Genomic DNA, 21,808 nt, shown 5'->3' with positions numbered 1-21,808 from the left:
CCCTCCCGAGGCAACGACGCGCTGGCCCCGCCAGTGCCCCTGGGCGCGCTGTCCCGCCTGGAGGAGCAGGGCGACACGCACGGCGTGGGCATCAGCTACCTCCTGCATGGCGACACGGAGCAGGCGCTCGCGTACCTGGCGCGCGCTTCGCCCTCGCTGGACCGGGACAGCGACCTGGCCGCCGTCGCCATCCTGCGCGGCCGCTCCGATGACGCCCTGACGCTGCTGGACGCCACGCTGGAGGCCATGCCCGAGCACCCGCAGGCGCGCTGGAACCGCGCCGTGGTGGCGCGCGAGCTGGGGCTGACGCTCCTCGCGGCCACGGCGTTCGAGGCGGTGGCCGCCAAGGGCGAGCCCGGCTGGAGCGACGAGGCACGTCAGCAGGCCCAGACGCTGCGCGCCGGATTCCAGGCGCGGGCGGAGGCGTGGAAGGCCACGCGCGCGGCGCTCCAGACCCGGCTGCGCTCACCCGAGGCGCCGTTGCCGGTGAAGGAGGCCGCGCGCTTCCCGGGCATGGCACGAGAGTCCTTCTACGACCTGCTGGCCGTGTCGGAGAGCGCCGGACAGGCGGAGGCGCTGCTGCCGCTGGCTCGGGTGCTGGACCGCGCCGCGGGCGGAGGCACCGTGCTGGAGGACAGCGTGCGGCGCGTGGCGGCACAGGACTTCACGCGCCGGGCACCGCTCGCGCGCGAGTACGCGAAGCTGGTGCAGGACACGCATCCGGCCCCCACGGCCCTCATCGAGCGGCTGAGGCAGGAGCCCGCGGCGAAGGACCTGCTGCTCGGCGCGCTCTTGCGCACGCCAGGCGTGGCGCGCACGCACGAGGAGCTTGGCGCCCTGACGGCGGCGGAGACGGACCCGTGGATCCTCTCGCGCGTGGCGGTGGAGGACGCGCGGCTGGACGACCTGGCCGGACAGGGGCCCCAGGCCGGAGAGCGGCTGCGGGAGGCGCTGGAGCAGTGCCGCGCGAACAAGCTGCCCCTGCGCTGCGTGGACGTGCTCCTGCGCCTGAGCGGCCGGGCCACCGCGTCCAACCGGCTGGTGGAGGCGGAGGAGGCCGCGAAGAACGCATGGCGGGAGGCCGCCGCGCTGGGCGAGTGGGAACGCGAGGGCACGGCGCTGGTGATGATGGCGGACGCGATGCGCTTCCAGGTGCGGGTGGCGCTCGCGCGCGCCTACCTCAGCGAGTCCCTGGCCCGTCAGCCCGACGACTGCCGGGCGCGCACGCAGGCGCACCTCAACCTGGCCTCGCTGGCGCTGATGCGCTTCCGCCCGCAGGAGGCGCGGCAGGAGATGGAGGACGCGCTCGCGTGTGGCCGGACGCCCGGACTCCAGGGCGCGTGGATCCTCGCGGACCTGGCACGCCTGGCGCCGCGGCCTTCGGACGAATCGCGCTTGATGGAGGAACTGGCGCGGGTGACGCCGCTCAAGGAGAACCCGGGCCGGCGCGTGCTGGCCACGCTCATCCGGGGACGGTTCACCGTGGACCGCGACTGGCGTGAAGGACAGAAGGTGCTGCGGCAGACCATCGCGGAGGCGGAGCCGCTCCTGCGGGTGAACGCGGACGCGCGCGACGCCCGGGCGGTGGCCTACCAGACGCTGGCGGTGAGCGCGGGCCACGCCGGGGCCTTCCGGGAGGCGATGGACGCGGTGGCCGAAAGCCTCCAGGTGCCCGTCCCGGAGGGCTGCGTGCTGGCGGCGGCGGTGGAGGCGGAGCGCACGGTGACGGTGGTGCGGGGCCCGGGAGGCCAGGTGCAGGGCCACTACGACGCCTCACGCACCCTGCCCCTGCGCGATGACCTGACGGGGCTGGTCCCCCGCGAGCTGCTGGACCTGCTGCGCGACTGTCCCCGCGTGGCGGTGCTGGCCGCGCCGCCGTTGGACAGCCGCGCGGGCATCCTGCCGGCGGACCTGGCGTGGAGCTACCGGGTCGGCACCGGCGCGCCTCCCGCGTCCCCCGCGAAGCCGCCCCTGCACCTCGTGGTGTCGGACGTGGAGCCGCCCATGACGCTGAAGCTGGCGCGGCTGCCCGCGGTGGCGGACACGGACCTGGCGGGCGCGCAGCGGCTCTTGCGGCTCAAGGGCGCGCAGGCCACGCCCGAGCGCGTGCTGGAGGCCATGGAGCAGGCCACGGACATCGACATCCACGCGCACGGGGTGGTGGACCGCACGCTGTCGTCCGCCACGGTCATCGCGCTGTCGCCGCAGCAGGACGGGCACTACGCGCTCACCGCGGAGGAGCTGCGCCGCCGGCACCTGCAGGGCGCGCCCCTGGTGGTGCTGGGCGCCTGCAGCGCGGCCCGCCTCCCGCCCATCCTGCATGAGACGTCCTCGCTGCCACAGGCGTTCGTCGCCTCGGGAGCGCGGGCGGTCTTCGCCGCCACGGCGGAGATCCCCAACGACGCGGGCGCCTTCTTCCGCGCGGTGCGCGAGCGCATCCAGTCCGGAGAGGAGCCCTCCCAGGCCCTGCGCGCCGAGCGGCTCGACTGGCGCCAGAAGCAGCCGGGCCTGCGCTGGGTGGACAAGGTGCTGCTGTACCAGTAGCCCCTTCAGTCTCGCGGCGGCAGCGGAGTGGCCTGGGGCTCCGCGTCCACGTCCCACGTCACGTTCGGCTCCGGCAGCGCGAAGGCCTCGAACGAGATGGCGACCCCGCCGTCTGGCGCGCTGAAGCCGTACCACCACCCCACCGGCAGCAGCACGCACTCGCCCGGCGACAGCGTCACGGCCAGGCGCAGGGGCGCGTCGCGAGGCTCCGGCGAAGCCGTGGCCATGCGCCGCAGCTCGAAGGCCGGAACCAGCTGGAGCCGCCGCTCCCCGTGCACCTGCGCCAGCAGCACGTTGCGCCTCGCCGCGCGCAGAGGAACCTCCGCCCCCGGCGGCTCCCACCACAGGCGGGGCTCGCACGCGCGCGCGTCCTGTGCCGTGAAGCCCGGCAGCGTCGTCAGTCCCCGCGTCAGGGCCTCCAGCCGCGCATCCTCGAACAGCGGCACGCAGCACGCATGCCTCGCCTCGCGCTCACCCAGCCGCGCGGCCACGCTCCCGGGGCTCCAGGGCTCCAGCGCCAGTGACGCGCTCCAGTCCGAGCGCAGCACCACGGGCAGGTTGTCGAAGTAGTAGCGCTCGAAGAACGCATCGGGCGTCAGCGCGGCGTGCCGGTCCACGCGCGGCGGACCTTCGGTTTGCTGGAACAGCTCCGCGTACACGTCCAGCAGGCCCTCCAGCTTCCGCTGCATGCCCGTCGCGCGCAGCACGCCCGCGACGAAGGGCTCCTGTTGCTCCACCTCCAGCGCCCGCCGCGCCTGCTCCGCGGGCACTCCCGACTGCTCCAGCGACGCCAGCAGCGCCTTCGGTGACGCACCGCGCACCAGGTTCTCCACCAGCCACCGCCGCCACTCGGGCGTCAGCGGCGAAGCGTCCGCCTCCACATCGCGCGAAGCCCTCATCGGTGCTCCTCCCCGGGAAGGGCGCCCAGCCAGCCCTCCCGCCAGCAGGTGTTCATCCCAGGCGTCTGTTCGAAGTTCACGAACGTCACGGACAGGCTCGGGTCCAGCGCCCGCAGCGCATGCCACCACCCCACCGGGATGAAGAGCGTGTCCCCCGGCCCCACCTCCACCGGGTGCAGCGCCACGCGGGCGAAGTCCGGGAAGCGCTCCAGGTCCGGCGCCAGCACGTCCACCGCGCTGTAGAAGCCGCGCACGTTGGACATCCACGGCGTCTCCCACGACGGCGCCAGCCACACCTGCTTGCGTCCCCACACCTGGCAGAACAGGACGTTGAGGTGATCATGGTGCAGGTTGGACAGCGTCCCCGCCGGCCCCAGCCACAGGTGCACGCGGTCGGGCCCGTGCAGGTCCGGCTGGATGTAGCCCTCCGGCGCGCGCAGGTCCTCCAGCAGCGGCCGGAACGCCTCGCGCAGCAACAGGCTGTTGCGAGCCACCAGATACATGTCGTTCCCGGGCGCCCCGTCGAACCGGGCCAGCAGCTCCCGCAGCGGCACCTCCCGGCGCAGCCGGTCCGCGTGAAGGTCCGGCAACTCCTGGGCATCCCGCCCCGCCATCACCTCCACCGGCTCGGCCCCGAACCGCTCCGCCATCCACGCGGGCGTCCACCGCGTCCGCGCCGGCCAGCCCTCCATCAACCCCTCAATCACAACCGGCCGGTTGCGCCGGTAATACTCATGGAAGAATTCCGCTGGAGTCAGCCGGGACCGCCGCTCCACGCGCGGCGCCGGCAATGCCTGTCGTCGCAACGCCGACCGCGTCGCGAGCAACGATTCAAGCAATCCCAGACGTTTCGTAAAATCACGACCCAGCGTCACCGCGGGATGTGTCTGGGCGGCGTGAATCGTTTCCCAGACAACCTCTGGCGTGATTCCGGCCGCCTCCAGACGGGCTCCCAGGCTCGCGGAGGGCACCCCGCGCGCAAGGTTATTCGCCAGCCACGTTTTCCATTCAGGGGGGAGGGAGGAGGTCATCGCCATCCCCCTTGAGCCGGGCTGAACCATTTGGGTCGTCCACATCCACCAAGAGCGGACTCCATGATACCTCCCGAGAACTCATACAAAATCGTCCCGAATCCCAATCCCCCGTGTGACCCCGCGCAGGAGGACCTCAGCCGGAAGCGGCTCCCCGAGGAGCCCGTGCCCACGCCGACGCCCTCCACACCGCCCCTTCCTCAAACGCCGAAGGGGGAAAACCTCAACGACTGACGTGACGCGAAGTCATTGAAGCGGCGGGCACACCTCAACCGAAGGTGTGCCACCGCGCGTTGCCGCCCGGCACGTCCAGCGACTGGAACGTCAGCGACACGCTCACGTCCAGCGCCAGCACCTGGTGCCACCAGCCCACGGGGATGAAGAGCATTTCTCCGGGGCCCACCACCACCTCGTGCACGTGCGCGCGGGCGAAGTCCGGGAAGCGCTCCAGGTCCGGCGCGGCCGCGTCCACCGGGCTCCACACGTGCTCGCGGTTGTAGAGGCGCGGCGTCTCATGGGACGGCACCAGCCAGAAGCGCTTGCGCCCATGGACCTGGCAGAACAGCACCGAGTCCACGTCATGGTGCAGCGCCGTGCGCGTGCCCTCCGGCCCCACCCACAGCTTGAGGCTGCCGGGCTGCCGCGTCGGGTACACGAAGCCCGGCGCGGGCCGCAGGTCCTCCCAGAGCCCCTGAAGCTCCGGCCGCTCCAGCGCGAAGTTGCGCGCCGTGAGGTACAGGTCGTTGGACGGCCCGCCGTGCTCCAGCCGGTGGAGGAAGTCCCCCAGCCGCATCACCGTGCGGCACGCGTCCGGTGACACGTCATGGTCCGCGCGGGCTTCGCGGCCCGCCATGACCTCCACCTCCACGTCGCCGTAGTCCCGAGCCAGCGCCGCCGGCCGCCAGCGCTCCAGCAGCGGCCAGCCCTCCAGGAAGTCCTCCAGCACGACGGGCCGGTGCGCGCGGTAGTAGCGGGCCTGGAACTCCTCCGCGGACACGCCCCGCCGCCGCTCCACCGTCCGGCGCGACTGCGCATGCAGCGCCGAGCGCACGTCCAGCAGCGACACCACCTCCGGGCCCAGCGTCGTCCGCGAGCCCCCGGCCACCACCGCCGGGTGCCGCCGCGCGAGCGACACCTCCGCGCGAGCCTCCTCCGCGGCCACCCCTCCGGCGACCAGCGCCCGGACCAGCGCCTCCTCAGGCACGCCCCGCAGCAGGTTCTCCGACAGCCACGCATCCCACGAGGGTGACAGGGCCATGGCCCCACTCTAGGCCACCCGCGGAGCGGCACGGAAAGGGCGTGCTCCGCCCACATGCCCTACAGGGTGAGTGCCCCCTTGAGGCCCAGGACGAGGATGTCGCGCGCTTCGTCGTTCCCACCTGGACGGATGTACTGGAGGTTGGGCCGCAGCACGAGCCACGGCGCCGCATGGAGGCTGTAGTACAGCTCCCCCACGTACTCCGTGCGAGGGATGAGCGTGCCGGGGGCCTGCGCCTGCTTCTGCCGCTGCGCGGTGATGTAGCGCCCGTTGGAGTGCGTGGCGCCCAGCGCGAAGCCCACGTCGTCATCCGGCCGCCCGGGGAGCCCCGTGTAGCCCAGGCCCGCCGTGTACTGGCCGTCCTGCGCGGAGGTGTCCCGGTCCGCGTACGTCAGGCGCACGAACAGGTTGAGCCCCTGTGCCTCGTTCTCCGACCCCAGCACGTGCGACAGCTGCTGGCGCGCGACGAAGTACACGCCATAGCGCCCCTGCCGCTCGACGTCGGGCAGCAGCACATCCGGCGCGTTGGACGTGTCGTACCAGACGCCCACCTTGTAGAGCCCCTCCAGCAGGTCGCCGTGGAACTTCGGGTTCCAGCCCAGCTCCAGGGGCAGCATCACGCCCGTCGCCCCGTTGAAGCGCCCCAGGTAGAAGGCCTCCTCCAGGTTGCGGGGGTTCACCTCGTACGCGGCCAGCTGCACGTAGGCGACCTTCTTCAAGTCCACGCGCAGCCGCGTGCCCCACTGGCTCACCGGCCAGTTGAACCAGTAGTTGCCCACGATGTTGCCGGGCTGCGCGCCGCAGAAGGACAGGTTCTGGAAGTCGCAGGGGAAGTCCGCCGAGTCCTCGCCCATGGTGACGCGGCCCACCTTCAGGTGCACCCGCTCGTCCCAGAACAGCTGGTCGTACCAGAGCTGCGTCAGGCGCCCCACGTTGCCGCGCCCGTACACCTCCTGCACCAGCTGGAGGTTGCCCAATTCCATATCCGCGTTGAGGTTGTTGCCGTTGCGGTGCGTGAACGTGAACTGGAAGGTGCCGCCCTTCACCCCGGCAAGCTTCTCCAGGTCCAGGCCCAGCCCCACGTTGAGCTGGCCCGCCTGCCGCAGCGCATGCCCCTTGCCGCCGCGCGCGTTGTAGGCGAGCTCCGTCACGTAGCGGACCTGGATGCCCACGCCCAGCTCGTAGAGGAAGCCGCGCATCCCGCTCCAGCCGCCGGTGAGGCCGGGGGGCATCTTCGTCTCGGCAGCGAAGGCCGGCCCCGCGCACAGCAGGGCCCACGCCAGCACCCACGCCCCGAAAGCCCGTTCCCGCATCGCGCCCGCTCCCTCGCACGCCACGGGTCCTCAATGGCCACGGCCACCGGGATGTCCAGCCGTGCGGCAGGGCCGTCCGTCACCCTCCAGCCACTCCCCGGGCCTCAAGACGGGCCCGGGGTCCGGCGAGGAACGAACGTGCGCGCGCCGGGTTACTTCTGCGGCAGCGGCACCGTGCGCACGTGCAGCTCGCGCAGCTGCTTCTCGTCCACGTCGCCGGGGGCGCCCGTCATCGTGTCCGTGCCCGTCTTCGTCTTGGGGAACGGGATCACGTCGCGCAGGGACTCCGCGCCGGTCAGCAGCATCACCAGGCGGTCCATGCCCAGCGCGATGCCGCCGTGCGGGGGCGCGCCGAACTTGAGCGCGTCCAGCAGGAAGCCGAACTTCACGCGCGCCTCCTCCTCCTGGATGCCCAGCGCCTTGAACACCTCGCTCTGCACCTTCGGGTCATGCAGGCGGATGGAGCCGCCGCCAATCTCGAAGCCGTTGAGCACCACGTCGTAGCGGTGGCACTTCACGCGGCCCGGGTCGGTGCCCAGGTACTGCACGTCCTCGTCGTGCGGACGGGTGAAGGCGTGGTGCGCCGCGGCCCAGGTGTTCGTCTCCTCGTCGAACTCGAAGAGGGGCGGGTTCACCACCCAGAGGAACTTCCACTGGCCGCCGCTGCCGTACTCCGGAATCAGCCCCAGCTTCTTCGCCACGTGCACGCGCAGGTTCGCCATCACCGTGTGCACCAGCGACTCCTTCCCGAACTGGAACAGGATGAGGTCGCCCGTCTTCGCACCCACGGCCTGGTTGATGGCCTGCCGCAGCGCGGGGGTAATCGTCTTGGACAGCGGGGACTGGGTCCACTCACCGCCCTCGCCCACCTTCGCGCGCGCCAGGCCCTTGGCGCCCGCCTGCTTCGCGAAGTCCTCCAGCTTGTCGCTCTCCGCGCGGGACAGCGCCTTCTCCGCCGGGACGACCATCGCCTTGACGATGCCCTTGTCCTGCACCGCGTCCCACATCATGGGCACGCCGCCCGCGGCGCCGTGCTCGCGGATGACGTCCGTGAGCACGGTGTGCTCCAGCCCGAAGCGCAGGTCCGGCTTGTCGTTGCCGTACTTCGCCATGGACTCGTAGAAGTCCATGCGCATGAAGGGCGTCGGGATGTCGATGCCCAGCACCTCGCCCCACAGCTTCTTCAGCAGCCCTTCGATGATGGTGAAGATGTCGTCCTGGGTGACGAAGCTCATCTCCACGTCGATCTGCGTGAACTCCGGCTGCCGGTCCAGGCGCAGGTCCTCGTCGCGGAAGCACTTCACGATCTGGAAGTACCGGTCGAAGCCCGCGACCATGAAGAGCTGCTTGTAGAGCTGCGGGCTCTCCGCCAGCGCGTAGAACTTGCCCGGGTTCAGGCGGCTGGGGACCAGGAAGTTGCGCGCGCCGCCCGGCGTGTACTTGCCCATGAAGGGCGTCTCCAGCTCCAGGAAGCCGTTGCCCGCCATGTACGAGCGAGCCAGCGTGTTCATCTTGGAGCGCGTCATCAGCGTCTTCTGGAGCGGCCCGCGGCGCAGGTCCAGGTAGCGGTGCGCCAGGCGCTTCTCCTCGGACGTCTCCACGTTGTCCTCGATGAGGAACGGCGTGGGCTCCGAGCGGTTGAAGATGGTCAGGTCCGAGGCCTTCACCTCGATCTCCCCCGTCTTCATCTTCGGGTTCACGTTCTTGCCGCGCGAGAGCACCTTGCCCTTGATGCCCACGCAGTACTCCAGGCGCAGGTGACCGGCCGTCTCATGGGCCTCCTTGCTGTCCGGCTCGAACACCACCTGGGTGAGCCCGTCGCGGTCCCGCAGGTCGATGAACACCGCGCCGCCGTGGTCTCGGCGGTTGTGCACCCAGCCGAAGAGGACCACCTCTTCGCCAACGTTCGCGGCCGTGAGCTGACCGCAGGTGTGGGTACGCTTGACCTCGGAAATGAACGGGACCGCCATGGAGACCGCCTGCGTTTGGTTCGTGAAGGAAGAAGGCCGGGCACCATAGCGGATCGTGGAAACGGCGCGTCAAGGAATCCATGGCTGCCCATGCCCCCGCGCTTCCTCGCCAGCCCGGCCCTTTTCTGAGGGGAATACACGTTCCGGGCGGTCCGGAGTAAAACGGCGTCATGCTCCGAACAGTCACCACCGCCGCCGTCGGGCTGGGCCTCCTGGCCTCCGGCTGCGCGCCGGACAGCGAGGCCCCCGTGAAGGTCTCCGTGCTGTCGCTCTCTGACAATAGCCAGTACGTCCCCACGCAGGTCGAGCTCACCACCATCGAGGACATCGTCGGCCTGAAGGGCACCGTCGGCGACCTCCAGGGCGGCGCGCGCATCGTCATCGACCCGAACGACCCCGCGCTCCAGAACGCCACGGAGGACACGGTCGCGGACGTGCTGCTCAAGAAGTCCGGCCATGACGTGAAGGCCAGCTACATCACCCAGAAGGATGAGAAGACGGGCGAGGACGTCCTCTGGCCCGCGGACTTCCACTCCTGGAACATGGTGACCTCGTATTACAACCTCGAGCGCGCCAACGAGTACTTCCGCACCGTCGGCAACGTGAAGGTCGCGTCCTTCGAGCCCGCGCCCACGCTCTACTACTTCCCGGAATTCATCATCACGGAGCAGAGCAAGGAGCCGGCGCGGGACAACGCCCTCTTCTACCCGGTGCTCCAGTCCTTCCTGGTGCTGCCCTTCGACAAGATCCAGCGCGCCCCGCTGCCCCTCAACGCGGCGGTGATGGCGCACGAGTACTCGCACCTCGTCTTCAACCGGCTGTCCTACGCGGGCCAGTCGTTGCCCGTGGCGCTGTCCGTCTGGGGCTCGCAGTCGCCCGCGCAGGGCGCCAACGTGCTCAAGGCCTATGACGAAGGCCTGGCGGACTACCACGCCTACGGCGCCAGCTGCCGCAGCGTCAGCGGGTGCGACCCCCGCTTCATGGCGCCCTCGTTCGACGGCGGCCCCTACTCCGGCGTGACGGACGCGCGGGACCTCTCGCGCGGCGACCGCTGCATGAGCGATCTGCTGTACGCCCGCGTGCAGCAGCAGGACCTGAACACCTTCACCTCAGACGGCGCCGAGTACCAGGTGGGCACGCTCATCGCGACCGCGCTCTACCAGGCGGGCCGCTCCACGGGGCAGGAGGCCCAGCTGCAGCGCGACGTCGTCTCCGCGTACTACGACACCGACCCGGCGAAGCCCGGCATCTACCAGTACACGCAGAGGGTGCTGGGCGACCAGACGCTGTTCCCGCTGGCCATCCCCGCCCGGGCCATCATCTCGCACATCACCGACCTGGAGCTGAAGAAGGCGGTCTGCAACGAGTTCATGGACCACGTGCAGATTCCGCGCGAAGACCTCATCGGCGACAACCTCTGCCCGGCCAGCGCGGCGGGCGGCACCACCTGCCCGAGCATCTTCCAGTGAGGCCCGCTCCCTTGAACACCTGGCTCAAGGCCTGCCTCGCCGGCAGCCTGCTCTTCACCCCCGCCGCCTTCGCCCAGAGCGCGGACGACGACGACCCCTACGCCTACCCTGAGGAAGAAGCCGAGCGCACCCAGGAGAAGGCCCGGCAGGCGGACGACGACGCCTACGAGCGCCGCCGCAAGCTGGTGGATGAGACGGACGAGTTCCGCGAGGCCGCCGAGGCCAACAACGACGAGGGCTTCGAAAGCATGGCTCGGCTGGACGACCCCAGCCTGGGCGTCGCGGTGGAACTGGTGGGCGGCCTGCTCATGGTGGACAGCGCCCGAGGCAACTTCTCCGACAACAAGCCCGCCATAGGCGTACGCGCCACTTATGAGTTCGGCCGCGCGCTCAAAACGGAGAATGAGATGTGGCGGCAAGGCTTCATTGCCGACCTGCGCTGGATATACGGCAGCCTCAGTGACGGCACCGATTTCATCAAGGGGGTCACGCGGCTTCACTACTTCACGCTCGCGCCTGCCTGGGTGTTCCGCTTCGGCGAGTCGGACTTCGGATTCTTCGTTCAGGCTGGCGGCGGACTCGCCTACCAGAACACCGGCATCACCGTGGGCGAGGAGGAGACCAAGGTGAACGGCCTCAAGCCCGTCCTGCAGTATGGCTTGGGTATCCGTGGCCGTCCGGGCCGCAGCGCACGCTTCATGTTCCGCATCGAGGCCACGGGGCTACGTCGCGGCTATGCGAACGACTTCTTCCTGGGCGGTAGCGTAGGCGTCGGCTTCTAGCGCTCAAGTCCCGGACGTCCCTTCGGCCCCCGCGCCCTTCCCCTTCCGGAAGCGGTGGCGGGGGCTGAACTTTTTCCCCTCCTTCCCGTCCCGGACGCACGCCCCTTCATTGGCGTTCCAAGGAGATGGACCACTGGCACGCCCCCTGCTTACATTCGCGCCGGGTGGGGGAGTTGGGGGCGGTCGGGTCGGAGGTGGAAGATGAACGGCGGACAGGAACACGGGCACGGCAACACCAAGCACTGGGATCCGGTGTGCGGAAGGCACCTGGAGGCCCCGGAGGGCCATCCCTCGTCGGAGTACAAGAAGCGCCGGTACTTCTTCTGCTCGGAGGGCTGCCGCAGCGCCTTCGAGCGTCAGGCGGAGCGCTTCCGCCTCAACGAGATGGCGCGGGCCGGCGCGCTGATGTCGCCGGGCCGGGTGCGCTGGGGGCTCGCTTAAGAGGGGACTGCGCGTGCGTCAGGCGGCCTGACGCACGTCCTTGAGGCGCAGGGACAGCTTGCGCTGGCCCCGGAAGGTGTCGAAGCCGGCCTGGAAGGCCAGGTCCACCGGCCCCTCCACCAGCGACACGCGGTCCGCCATGCCGAAGCCAATGGCATCCAGCTCCGGCGCGTCCACGAGCGCCAGCTTCAGGTGCCCCGCGCCAGGCGCCCCGGACTTCGCGGGCAGCACGCGGGGCCGGGCCTGCTGGCCGCGCAGCACCAGCACCGGCTCCGGGTTGCCCTGACCAAAGGGCCCCAGCCGCTGCAGGGACTCCACCGCCGTCGCGTCCAGGTCGCGCGGGTTCACCACCGCGTCCACGCGGCAGCGCGGAATCATGTCCTCCGGCGTCAGGCGCTGGAGGGCAATCTTCGCGAAGGCCTCGCGGAAGGCGGGCAGCTGCTTCGCGTCGATGGTGAGGCCGGCCGCGTGCTTGTGGCCGCCGTAGCGCGTGAGCAGGTCCGAGCAGCCGGTGAGCGCGTCGTACAGGTGGAACGCCTCGATGCTGCGCGCCGAGCCCTTCCCCACCCCGTCCTTCACGCCCACCATCACCGTGGGCCGGTGGTAGCGCTCCACCACGCGCGACGCGACGATGCCGATGACGCCCGGGTGCCAGCCCTCGTCGTAGAGCACGAAGCCGCGCGAGTCCTTGTGCTCCTCCGCCTGCGCCAGCGCCTGCGTGAGGATGCTGCTCTCAATGCCCTGCCGCTCCGCGTTCGCGCGGTCCAGCACCTGCGCCAGCGAGCGCGCCGTCTCCACGGAGTCCGCGCACAGCAGCTGCAGGCCCAGCGACGCGTCATGCAGGCGGCCCGCGGCGTTGATGCGGGGCCCCAGGCGGAAGCCCACCTGGCCGGCGGTGACGGCGGCGTCCGGCTCCAGCCCGGCCACCTCCTTCAGCGCGCGGATGCCGGGACGGCGGCCCTGGGACAGCTCCTGGAGGCCGTGCGCCACGAGGATGCGGTTGGCGCCGGTGAGCGGCACCACGTCCGCCACGGTGGCCAGCGCCACCAGGTCCATCAGCGCCTTGAGGTTGGGCTCCTTGCGCGTGGCGAAGAAGCCGTCATCGCGCAGCCGCTTGCGCAGGCCCATGCACAGGTTGAAGGCCACGCCCGCGGCGCACAGCACCTTGGTGGGGTACTCGCAGCCGGGCTGGTGCGGGTTGAGCACCGCGGTGGCGGGCGGCAGCGTGGGCGGCACGGTGTGGTGGTCCACCACCACGACGTCCAGGCCCATCTCCTTCGCGCGGGCAATCTCCGCCACGGAGGTGATGCCGCAGTCCAGCGTCACCAGGAGGCGCGTGCCGTCCTGCGCGATGCGCTCCACCGCGCCCAGGTTGAGGCCGTAGCCCTCATCCAGCCGGTGCGGGATGTACGTGGCGGGGGTGGCGCCCAGCTCCTTGAGGAACAGGTACATGAGCGACGTGGAGGACACGCCGTCCACGTCGTAGTCCCCGTAGAGCGTCACCTTCTCCTTGAGCCGCACCGCGCGCAGCACGCGCTCCACCGCGGGGCCCATGCCCTTCATCCGGAACGGGTCCGGCAGGTCCGCCAGCCGGTCCGAAAGGAAGGCCGACGCCGCCTCCGGCGTGCGGTAGCCACGGTGGAGCAACACCCTCGCCGCCAACGGGTGAAGTGACAGCTCACCCGCGAGCGAACCGACCTCCTGCTCGACGACATCTGGAAGCAACCACCGCATGGAAAAGCACAGTACCTCAGACGTCCGACCAAGGCAGTCCAACCCGCCCACTCACACCACCCTCCTGCACGCGTGTTCAGACGTGCGCTCGGCTGCCTCCCTGCTGTGAACCTGCACGGCGGGTGCGCGGTGGCCAGCTTGAGTGCACACCCGTGGACAGGGAGGTCCGCATGCTTCGCAGGTTTCTCCAGGGCGGTGCCCTGACAGCCGTCGTGTTGTGCGCCGCGCCCGTGCTCGCCGCTGACAAGAAGCAGGGGGACGTGAACGTCTTCCTGCGCGGCGGCATTGGCGACTACACGGGGGACCTGGGCAACCTGTCCAGCACCGGCCCGCTGTGGGGCCTGACGCTCAACCTCCAGCCCACCACCTTCCTCGGCTTCGAGGTGGGCTACGAGGGCTCGCAGAACAAGGTCGCGGACACGCGCCTGTTCGACGCGCCCTCGCTGGTGCGCAACGGCGGCAGCGCGCTGGTGAAGGTGTCCCCGCCCTTCCTCACCGCGGTGCGCCCCTTCGCGGGCGTGGGCCTGGGCCTGTCCTACGTGGACGTGCGCGGCGCGGGCGCGGGGCTCTACGACAGCGACCTGATGGAGGAGATACCGCTCGCGGTGGGCCTGGAGTTCAACACCGGCGGCCTCACCGCTGGCGTGCGCGGCACGTACCGCCTCCTCATCGACCAGGACTTCGCCAACGTCGCCTCCACGGACGACAACGGCGGCGGCTTGATGGACGCGTCGCTCACCCTGGGCGCGCGCTTCTGAAGAAAAGCGAAGGGCCCTCGCTCCCACGTTGGGGAAGAGGGCCCTCGTCACTTCAAGGCACCGGCGACAGCGCTAGGCCGTCTTCGGCTCCTGCTTGCCGCCGTGGTGCGCCTCGCGGGAGTGCGCGCGCTCATCCAGCCAGATGACCAGCGGGCTGGCGATGTACACGGACGAGTACGTGCCCACGAGGATGCCCACCAGCATCGCCATGGCGAAGTCGAAGATCTCGCCCACGCCGAAGATGAGCAGACCGATGAGCGACAGCGCCGTCACGCCGGAGGTGAGGATGGTGCGGCCCAGCGTGTCGTTGACGGCGATGTTGATGATCTCCGGCAGCGGCTTGCCCTTGTACTTCGCCATGTCCTCGCGGATGCGGTCGTAGATGACGATGGTGTCGTTCACCGAGTAGCCCACGACGGTGAGCAGCGCGGCGATGGACGTCAGGTTGAACTCGCGCTGGCTCACCAGGTAGTAGCCCGCCACCATGATGACGTCGTGGAGCATGGCGAGCAGCGCGCCCGGGCCGAACTTGAAGTCGAAGCGGAACGCCACGTAGATGAGGATGGCGACCATCGAGTACACCAGCGCCATGATGCCGCGGTTGCGCAGCTGCTTGCCCACCTGCGGACCCACGTAGTCCACGCGGCGCTGCTCGAAGTTGGGCTTGTCCGAACCGGCGCTCAGCGCGGCGAACACCTTGTCCGCCATGCCGCTCGCGACGACCTGGTAGTCGTAGCCGGTGCCGCCCTGGTTCGCGCCCAGGTCACGCACCTCCTGCACGCCAATGCCCGCGCCGTCCTGCACGGCCTTCTTCACGGCCTCCGCGGACATGGGCTGCGCGGAGCGGAAGTTCACGATGCCGTTCGCCATGTCGGCGTAGACATTGCGCACCTCGCCCAGGCCCTGGATGGCCGTCTTCGCGCGCTCGGCGCTCTCCTCCGTGAGCTGCGTGACGCCGCCCATGCGCAGGAGGAAGGAGTTCTCGTCCGCCGAGCCAATGCCCTGCACGCTGACGTCGTGCAGCCCGCCGGCCTGGGCCTTCTCGCGGACCTGCGCCGCGGTGGTGGGCGTGTTGTACTTCAGCTCCACCACCGTGCCGCCGGCGAAGTCCACGCCGAAGTTGAACCCCACCGCGGCGATGCCGACGATGATGGCCAGGTTGATGAGCGTGGAGATGAAGAGCGCCGGCTTGCGCTTCCCAATGAAGTCGATGTGCGTCTTGTGCTTGAGAATCTGCATGGCGGATTTCCCGAAGGCGCTGGGGGCCGGTTAGACGGACACCGACTGCGCGTTGCGGCCGTGGACGAAGTAGGTCGTGATGACGCGCGTCACGACGATGGACGTGAACAGCGACGCGAGCAGACCCACGATGAGCGTGGTGGCGAAGCCGCGGATCGGACCCGTTCCCGTGAAGAACAGGATGAAGCCCGCGATGAGCGTCGTCACGTGCGCGTCGAAGATGGTCCAGAAGGCGCGGTCGTAGCCCTGGTCCACCGCGGCGCGCGCGGACTTGCCGTGGGACAGCTCTTCACGGATGCGCTCGTTGATGAGCACGTTCGCGTCCACCGCGATGCCCAGCGTCAGCACGAAGCCCGCGATGCCCGGCAGCGTCAGCGTGGCGTTGAAGAACGCCAGGCCCGCCAGGATGAGCAGGCCGTTGAGCAGCAGCGCCACGTCCGCGATGAGGCCGGACTTGCGGTAGTAGATGGCCATGAAGACCACCACGAGCGCCAGGCCCACCAGCGCGGCCAGGCTGCCCTTCTTGATGAGCTCGTCGCCCAGCGTCGCGCCCACCTGACGGATTTCGCCCACCGTCACCGGCGCGGGCAGCGCGCCCGCCTTGAGCACCAGCGCCAGCGTCTGCGCCTCGCCCAGCCACTCCTCGAAGCTGCGCGCACCGGCGCGGCCCATGGTGATGCGCGCGCGGCCGCCGCCAATCTTCTCGTTGATGCGCGGGGCGGTGTGCACGTTGTCGTCCAGCACGATGGCCATCCGGCGGCCCACGGCGGCCTCGGTGAGCTTCTCGAACTCACGCGCGCCGGCCGGGTCGAACGCGATGTTCACCTCCGGCTCGTTCATCTGGCTGACGGACGCGTCCGCGCCGGCCAGGCTCTCGCCCGTGAGCGGCACGTTCTTGTCCAGCAGGTAGCTGCGGTACGCGATGCAGTCGTTCTTCTTCACCGGGTTCGCCACGCACTCGGTGACGACGTCGCGGCCCTCTGGCGTCTTGTCCTTCGCGTACGCCAGCAGCGCCTCGCGGTTGGGCGAGGACAGCTGCGGGAAGCCCTCGTCCTCCACCAGGGTGATCTTGCTCTCCGCCGGGGGCGGGTTCTGCTGGTACATCTGCGCGAACACCTGCGGGTTGGTGTCGTCCACCATCCGGAACTCCAGCTGCGCGGTGGTGCCCACCAGCTCCTTGGCCTGCTCCGGGTTGCTGCGGCCGGGCAGCGAAATCTGGATGGAGTCCGTGCCCAGCTTGCGCACGTCCACTTCCGCCACGCCCCACTTGTCGATGCGGCGGCGGATGACGAGCATCGCCTGGTCCACGGCCTCGTCGCGGAAGCGGTTCACCTGGCCCTCGTCCGGCTTGAGCACCAGCGTGCCGCCGTTGCGGGACTCCAGGGTGAAGTCCGTGAAGGTGGCCAGCACCTCCTTCTGGATGGCGTCCATGGTCGCCGGGTCCTTCGCGGTCAGCACCAGCTGCAGCCGCTCCGGGTCCGTGTCCGCGGTCACCTCACCCAGCTTCTTGTCGTTGACGTAGGTGGCGATCTGCGTCCCGCGGCGCTCGGTGCGCTTCTGCAGGGCCGTCTTGGTGTCCACCCGCATCACCATGTGGATGCCGCCCTGCAGGTCCAGCCCCAGGTTGAGGCGGTACCTGGCGGGGGGCGCCCACGCGGGCAGCCGCTGCTCCAGCACGGCGATGTTGTTGCGCTCGTTCCGGTCCAGCACGACCAGCGAGTAGTACGTCGGGACGAGGAACCAGATCGTCCCCAGCGTCACCGCGACGATCATTCCGAACTTCCACCACCAGCCGCGGTCCATTACTTCTCCTCCTTCTTCTCAGCGGGGGTGGCCGCCGGGGCGCCTGCCACCGGAACGGCCCCCTTCGCACTGACAGCCGTCTTGAGCACGCGCACGCGCACCCCGCTGGCGATCTCCAGCGTCACGGTGGAGTCGTCCACCTGGTGGATGCGCCCGAGGATGCCGCCGGACGTCACGACGTCATCGCCCTTCTTCAGCCCCGCCAGCAGGTTGCGGTGCTCCTTGAGCTGCTTCTGCTGGGGGCGGATCATCACGAAGTACATGATGGCCACCAGCACGGCGAGGAAGCCGAAGGTCCCCAGGGGGGAACCGCCGGCCCCGGCCTGCGCGAGAATCAGGAAACTGTCAGCCACGTACTGCCTCGTCGGTGGAAGGGAAGGACTCGGGTAAGCGGCCCCGACCCGGCGTACGGGTGGGGTCAAAACATCCGAAAGGGTGGCCTCTTAGCAAGGGCGCCCCATGTGAGCAAGTGAACGCCGGAAGCGCGGTAAACCCGTTGCCCGCTCACCGGCCGCCTTTGCGCTCCGCTTCCTGGGCCTGAGCCCTCGCCCGGAAGTCCCGGGCGAACGCGGCGAAGCGGTCCTCGGCGATGGCCCTGCGCACCTGGGCCATCAGGTCCAGGAAGTAGTGCAGGTTGTGCAGCGTGTTGAGCCGCATCGCCAGGATTTCCCCCGCCGCGAACAGGTGGCGCAGGTAGGACCGGCTGAAGTTGCGGCAGGTGTAGCAGGAGCACGCCGGGTCCACCGGCCGCGGGTCCTTGGCGTAGGCCGCGTTGCGGATGACCAGCTTGCCCTCCGAGGTGAAGAGCAACCCGTTGCGCGCGCATCGCGTGGGCAGCACGCAGTCGAACATGTCCACGCCGTGCTCCACGCACGTCACCAGGTCCAGCGGCGTGCCCACGCCCATGAGGTAGCGGGGCTTGTCCCGGGGCAGCAGCGGGGCCGAGTAGGCCACGCCCGCGTGCATGGCCTCGGGCGCCTCGCCCACGGAGTAGCCGCCCAGCGCGTAGCCGGGCAGGTCCACCGCGCACACCTCCTCCGCGTGGCGCTTGCGCAGGTCATCATGGAGGCCGCCCTGCACGATGCCGAAGAGCGACGAGCGCTCGCGGCCCCACGCCTTCACGCACCGGTGCAGCCAGCGCGTGGTGCGCGCCAGGGACTTCTCCAGGTAGGCCCGGTCCTCGGTGGACGGCGGGCACTCATCGAACGCCATGATGACGTCCGCGCCCAGCGTCTCCTGGATTTCAATGGAGCGCTCCGGCGACAGGAAGTGCCGCGAGCCGTCCAGGTGCGACTGGAAGGCGGCGCCCTCCTCGGTGATCTTGCGCTTCTCCGACAGGCTGAACACCTGGAAGCCGCCGCTGTCGGTGAGCATGGGCCGGTCCCAGGAGATGAAGCGGTGCAGGCCGCCCATCTCCCCGACGAGCGCGTCCGTGGGGCGGAGCATCAGGTGGTACGTGTTGCCCAGGATGATCTGCGCGTCCAGGGTCTTCAGGTCGTCCGGGCCCACGCCCTTGACGCTGCCCACGGTGCCCACGGGCATGAAGATGGGCGTCTCGATGGGGCCATGCGGCGTGTGCAGCCGGCCGCGGCGCGCCTTGGTGCCGCTCGCGTCCTCGTGCAACAGCTCGAAGCGCACCAGCCCCGGGGGCACGCGGGTATCGCCCTTCTCCTTCCGCTGCTCGTCGACCACGGCACTCACTCCTTCACCAACATGGCATCGCCGTAACTGAAGAACCGGTAGCCCGCGCGCACGGCCTCCTGGTACGCGGCGAGCGTGCGCTCACGGCCCAGGAGCGCGCTCACCAGCATCACCAGCGTGGAGCGCGGGAGGTGGAAGTTCGTGAGGAGCACGTCCACCTGGCGGAAGGCATAGCCGGGCCGGATGAACATGGACGTCTCGCCCGGTCCGCTGCGCAGCCGGCCCGTGTCCGGGTCGGTGGCGGACTCCAGCGTGCGCACCACGGTGGTGCCCACGGCGACCACGCGGCGGCCTTCCGCCTTCGCGGCGTTCACGGCGTCGGCGGTGGCCTGGGGCACGGTGAAGCGCTCCGGGTGCATGTGGTGCTTGTCCAGCACCTCCTCGCGCACCGGAAGGAAGGTGCCGGGCCCCACGTCGAGCGTCACCTCCGCGCGCCGGACACCCTTCGCCTCGAGCTTCGCGAAGACATCCTGCGTGAAGTGCAGGCCGGCGGTGGGCGCGGCCACGGCGCCGGACGCGCGGGCGTACACGGTCTGGTAGCGCTCGGCGTCCGCGGCCTCGGGCTCGCGGGTGATGTACGGAGGCAGGGGCAGCCGGCCCGCCGCGTCCAGGAGGCTGGCGAGCGATGTTCCCGGCGCGGCATGGAAGCGCACCCGGTACTCCCCTCCCCCCAGAGCCTCCAGGATTTCGGCGGACAGGCCCCCGGCGAAGGTGACGGACTGGCCGGGCTTGAGCCCCTTGGATGCCTGCCCCAGGCAGACCCACTCCAGGGACTCGGGCGCACCACCGAGCGCCGCGGACGTCAGCGTGGCCGCGGCGGCGGGCCGCACCACCAGCAGCTCCACGCGGCCGCCGGTGCCGCTCTTCTGGCCCAGCAGGCGCGCGGGGATGACGCGAGCGTCGTTGACGACGAGCAGGTCGCCCTCGCGCAGGAGGTCCGGCAGGCCGGTGAAGTGCTGGTGGCTCCAGGCGCCGGTGGCGCGGCTGACGACCATCAGTCGGGACGCGTCCCGGTCGGGAAGCGGGGCCTGGGCGATCTGCGCCTCGGGGAGCTCGAAATCGTAGTCGGAGAGGAGGGACGACACGGGGTTGGCGCTTGTAGCAGCCCCCGCGCCCTCACGGAACCGGCGAGGGCCTCAGTAGAGCTGCTGGAACTCGGCGCCCGGGTAGTAGTGGGAAAGGATTTCCCGGTACGTCTTGCCCTTGTCAGCGAAGGCCTTGGCGCCCCACTGGCACAGCCCCGCCCCGTGGCCGAAGCCACGTCCGGTGAACACGTAGTTCTTGCCGGACGCTTCCACGTCGAAGTCCAGGCTCTTGAGGCGCGTGTAGCCCAGCTTGCGGCGGAACGTCACGCCGTCCACCGCGGTGCCATCCGGCAGCGTCACGCGGGTCACCCGGTGCGTGGGTGTGCGGCCGGTGACGCGCATGCCATGGGGAGCGGACTTCAGCGCCCCGCGCAGCTCGGCTTCGGACAGGGTCGCCGTCCAGCGACTGGCGGGCAGCTTGCCGCAGGGGCAGTCAACGGGCTGAAGGTACGGCAGGTTCCGCTGGAGCGCGTCCTGCCCGGACTCGGTGTGCCCGCCGCAGGAAGCATGGAAGTACGCCTCGATGGGGGCCAGGTCGTACGTGAGCACCTCGCCCCGCGTGGCCTCCACTGCGGCGCGCGTCTTGGCGTCCTCGCGGTTCACGCCGCCGTACACCTGGTGCAGCACGCTGCTGCCCATGTGGAAGGCGGCGCCATACGCATCCAGCTTCTTCTGGAGCGCGTACGTCCGCGCGGCCACGGCCTGGGCCTTGAGGGCCTCCAGGGGGAAGGACACGGGCATCTCGCTGCCGAGCACCGCCGCGAGGTAGTCCTCCAGGGGGATGACGTTGATGAGCTGGAGGCTGTTCTTGAACAGGCGCACGACGACGTCGCCACGCACCTGCGCGCTGCCCGCCTTCAGGGGTTCGTTGCCGGGGCCGCCCGCGTCGGTGGCCTCCAGTCCGCCACGGAAGCGGATGGCCTCCCCAATCACCGGCGCCCCGTTGACCTCCAGCTTGCCGTTGCGGCGGCGCACGGTGGCCTGGCCCGCGGTGACGGCGACGAAGGTGCCGTCCTCGGCATCCGGGCCGAAGCCCAGGCCCCGGCCGCTCACGCGGACCTCGTCGCCGGGGTCGTCCATGGCAATGCGCATCGTCTCCACGGCGGACGCCCGCGACGACGCGAGCAGGAGCAGCAGCAGTGCCACACGTTGCAACATGGTCCAACAGTCTAGGGGCGGAGCGATCCGCCTCAAGAAATCGGCCGGAAGCCAGGGCACGCCCCTGGTAGGAGCCCGCGAAAACCCCGGGCGGATGCCGCAGAATGGAGCCCCGTGACTGCCTCCGTCCCCGATACCGCCCGCCTGTCGCCCGAGGCCCTCTCCCAGGCCCTCCGGGCCCTGGAGCCCCGCACGGCCGCCGTGTTGATCCGCCGGCTGGTGGAGCGCCGCACCCAGGAGGAGTGCGCGGCCTGGTACGGCATCTCGAGCAACGCCTTCTCCACGCTGATGCTCCGTGCGGCGGTGGCGCTGGCCCGCCAGCTGGGGCAGCCCGCGAGGCCCCCCGAGAGCCCCGAGGAGGCCACCGCCTGGGAGCGGATGCTGGCGATGGCCGTGGAGAAGGACACCGCGCCCGTGCCAGTGCCGCTGGCCCCGGTGGCGTCGCTGTGCCGGCGGATGCACGCGCAGGGGCCCGAGGTGGAGGCCGCCTTGGACCAGGCCGCCCGCGCCGACGCGGACTCCCCCGGACGGGCGCGGGAGGAATGGCTGCGGAGGCTGGCCGTGGCCGCGCTCCTGGCCCTGACGGCGTGGCTCTACTGGAGCCGCCCCCCGGACCCCGAACC

The 21,808-nt window shown here is 70.4% G+C and carries 18 protein-coding genes; 6 read left to right on the top strand and 12 right to left on the bottom strand.

The annotated features are described in order from the left end of the window. Positions 1-2,544: CHAT domain-containing protein (locus D7X96_RS33730; RefSeq protein WP_147468459.1), on the top strand; the 2,544-nt coding region annotated here is incomplete at its 5' end. Between the two features lie 5 nt (positions 2,545-2,549). On the opposite strand, the gene D7X96_RS33725 is transcribed toward D7X96_RS33730, so the two are convergent. From D7X96_RS33725 to aspS, 5 genes are all read right to left on the bottom strand, one after another. Beyond that, a complete protein-coding gene (locus tag D7X96_RS33725) occupies positions 2,550-3,443 on the bottom strand; it encodes a cupin domain-containing protein (RefSeq protein ID WP_147468458.1) in 894 nt (297 codons plus the stop codon). After that, complete coding sequence (locus tag D7X96_RS33720) at positions 3,440-4,219, bottom strand: cupin-like domain-containing protein (RefSeq protein WP_279637415.1); 780 nt, start codon at positions 4,217-4,219, stop codon at positions 3,440-3,442. Before D7X96_RS33720 ends, D7X96_RS33725 begins: the two co-directional genes overlap by 4 nt. A 523-nt stretch (positions 4,220-4,742) precedes the next feature. Beyond that, positions 4,743-5,732 carry a cupin-like domain-containing protein gene (locus D7X96_RS33715; RefSeq protein ID WP_120548374.1) on the bottom strand — a complete coding sequence of 330 codons (990 nt, stop codon included), beginning with the start codon at positions 5,730-5,732 and terminating at the stop codon, positions 4,743-4,745. A gap of 59 nt (positions 5,733-5,791) precedes the next feature. Next, positions 5,792-7,045, bottom strand: coding sequence for a carbohydrate porin (locus D7X96_RS33710; RefSeq protein ID WP_121723384.1), 1,254 nt, complete (start codon positions 7,043-7,045; stop codon positions 5,792-5,794). A gap of 152 nt (positions 7,046-7,197) precedes the next feature. Further along, entirely contained in the window at positions 7,198-9,015 is a 1,818-nt protein-coding gene (aspS, locus tag D7X96_RS33705; RefSeq protein ID WP_120548376.1) for an aspartate--tRNA ligase, read from the bottom strand. 170 nt (positions 9,016-9,185) lie between these two features. Here aspS and D7X96_RS33700 point away from each other — a divergent pair, with 170 nt between their 5' ends. From D7X96_RS33700 to D7X96_RS33690, 3 genes are all read left to right on the top strand, one after another. Then, positions 9,186-10,484 carry a hypothetical protein gene (locus tag D7X96_RS33700; RefSeq protein ID WP_121771594.1) on the top strand — a complete coding sequence of 433 codons (1,299 nt, stop codon included), beginning with the start codon at positions 9,186-9,188 and terminating at the stop codon, positions 10,482-10,484. A gap of 11 nt (positions 10,485-10,495) precedes the next feature. Continuing rightward, positions 10,496-11,266, top strand: coding sequence for a hypothetical protein (locus D7X96_RS33695; RefSeq protein ID WP_121771593.1), 771 nt, complete (start codon positions 10,496-10,498; stop codon positions 11,264-11,266). Positions 11,267-11,467: 201 nt separating this feature from the next. Then, positions 11,468-11,707, top strand: a complete 240-nt coding sequence (locus D7X96_RS33690) for a YHS domain-containing protein (protein WP_121771592.1) — start codon at positions 11,468-11,470, stop codon at positions 11,705-11,707. Between the two features lie 18 nt (positions 11,708-11,725). Here D7X96_RS33690 and recJ read toward each other — a convergent pair whose 3' ends face one another. Further along, the gene (gene recJ / locus D7X96_RS33685) at positions 11,726-13,441 is read right to left on the bottom strand and encodes a single-stranded-DNA-specific exonuclease RecJ (RefSeq protein ID WP_121771591.1); all 1,716 of its coding nucleotides are present in this window, start codon (positions 13,439-13,441) and stop codon (positions 11,726-11,728) included. A 170-nt stretch (positions 13,442-13,611) separates the two neighbouring features. Here recJ and D7X96_RS33680 point away from each other — a divergent pair, with 170 nt between their 5' ends. After that, positions 13,612-14,199 (top strand): outer membrane beta-barrel protein, encoded by a 588-nt coding sequence (locus tag D7X96_RS33680; protein ID WP_120548392.1) that lies wholly within the window; start codon positions 13,612-13,614, stop codon positions 14,197-14,199. Between the two features lie 72 nt (positions 14,200-14,271). Here the strand turns inward: D7X96_RS33680 and secF are convergent, their stop codons facing one another. The 6 genes from secF to D7X96_RS33650 form a co-directional block, all read right to left on the bottom strand. Next, positions 14,272-15,438, bottom strand: a complete 1,167-nt coding sequence (gene secF / locus D7X96_RS33675) for a protein translocase subunit SecF (protein ID WP_121771590.1) — start codon at positions 15,436-15,438, stop codon at positions 14,272-14,274. Positions 15,439-15,468: 30 nt separating this feature from the next. After that, complete coding sequence (secD, locus tag D7X96_RS33670; protein ID WP_121723380.1) at positions 15,469-17,241, bottom strand: protein translocase subunit SecD; 1,773 nt, start codon at positions 17,239-17,241, stop codon at positions 15,469-15,471. Then, on the bottom strand, positions 17,241-17,594 hold the full coding sequence (yajC, locus tag D7X96_RS33665; RefSeq protein WP_120548383.1) for a preprotein translocase subunit YajC: 354 nt from the start codon (positions 17,592-17,594) through the stop codon (positions 17,241-17,243). Before yajC ends, secD begins: the two co-directional genes overlap by 1 nt. A 151-nt stretch (positions 17,595-17,745) precedes the next feature. Then, positions 17,746-18,882, bottom strand: a complete 1,137-nt coding sequence (gene tgt / locus D7X96_RS33660) for a tRNA guanosine(34) transglycosylase Tgt (protein ID WP_370450210.1) — start codon at positions 18,880-18,882, stop codon at positions 17,746-17,748. A 56-nt stretch (positions 18,883-18,938) separates the two neighbouring features. Continuing rightward, positions 18,939-20,027 carry a tRNA preQ1(34) S-adenosylmethionine ribosyltransferase-isomerase QueA gene (gene queA, locus D7X96_RS33655; protein WP_120548385.1) on the bottom strand — a complete coding sequence of 363 codons (1,089 nt, stop codon included), beginning with the start codon at positions 20,025-20,027 and terminating at the stop codon, positions 18,939-18,941. A 51-nt stretch (positions 20,028-20,078) separates the two neighbouring features. Continuing rightward, positions 20,079-21,185, bottom strand: a complete 1,107-nt coding sequence (locus D7X96_RS33650) for a SpoIID/LytB domain-containing protein (RefSeq protein WP_121771589.1) — start codon at positions 21,183-21,185, stop codon at positions 20,079-20,081. 114 nt (positions 21,186-21,299) lie between these two features. On the opposite strand from D7X96_RS33650, the gene D7X96_RS33645 reads away from it, so the two are divergent. After that, the coding region (locus D7X96_RS33645) for an RNA polymerase sigma factor sigma-70 region 4 domain-containing protein (protein WP_121771588.1) at positions 21,300-21,808 on the top strand (509 nt) is incomplete at its 3' end.

The organism is Corallococcus interemptor, assembly GCF_003668875.1.
Lineage (GTDB): Bacteria > Myxococcota > Myxococcia > Myxococcales > Myxococcaceae > Corallococcus > Corallococcus interemptor.
The sequence above is the reverse complement of the archived record's forward strand: the minus strand, read 5'-3'. Positions and strand labels throughout refer to the sequence as shown.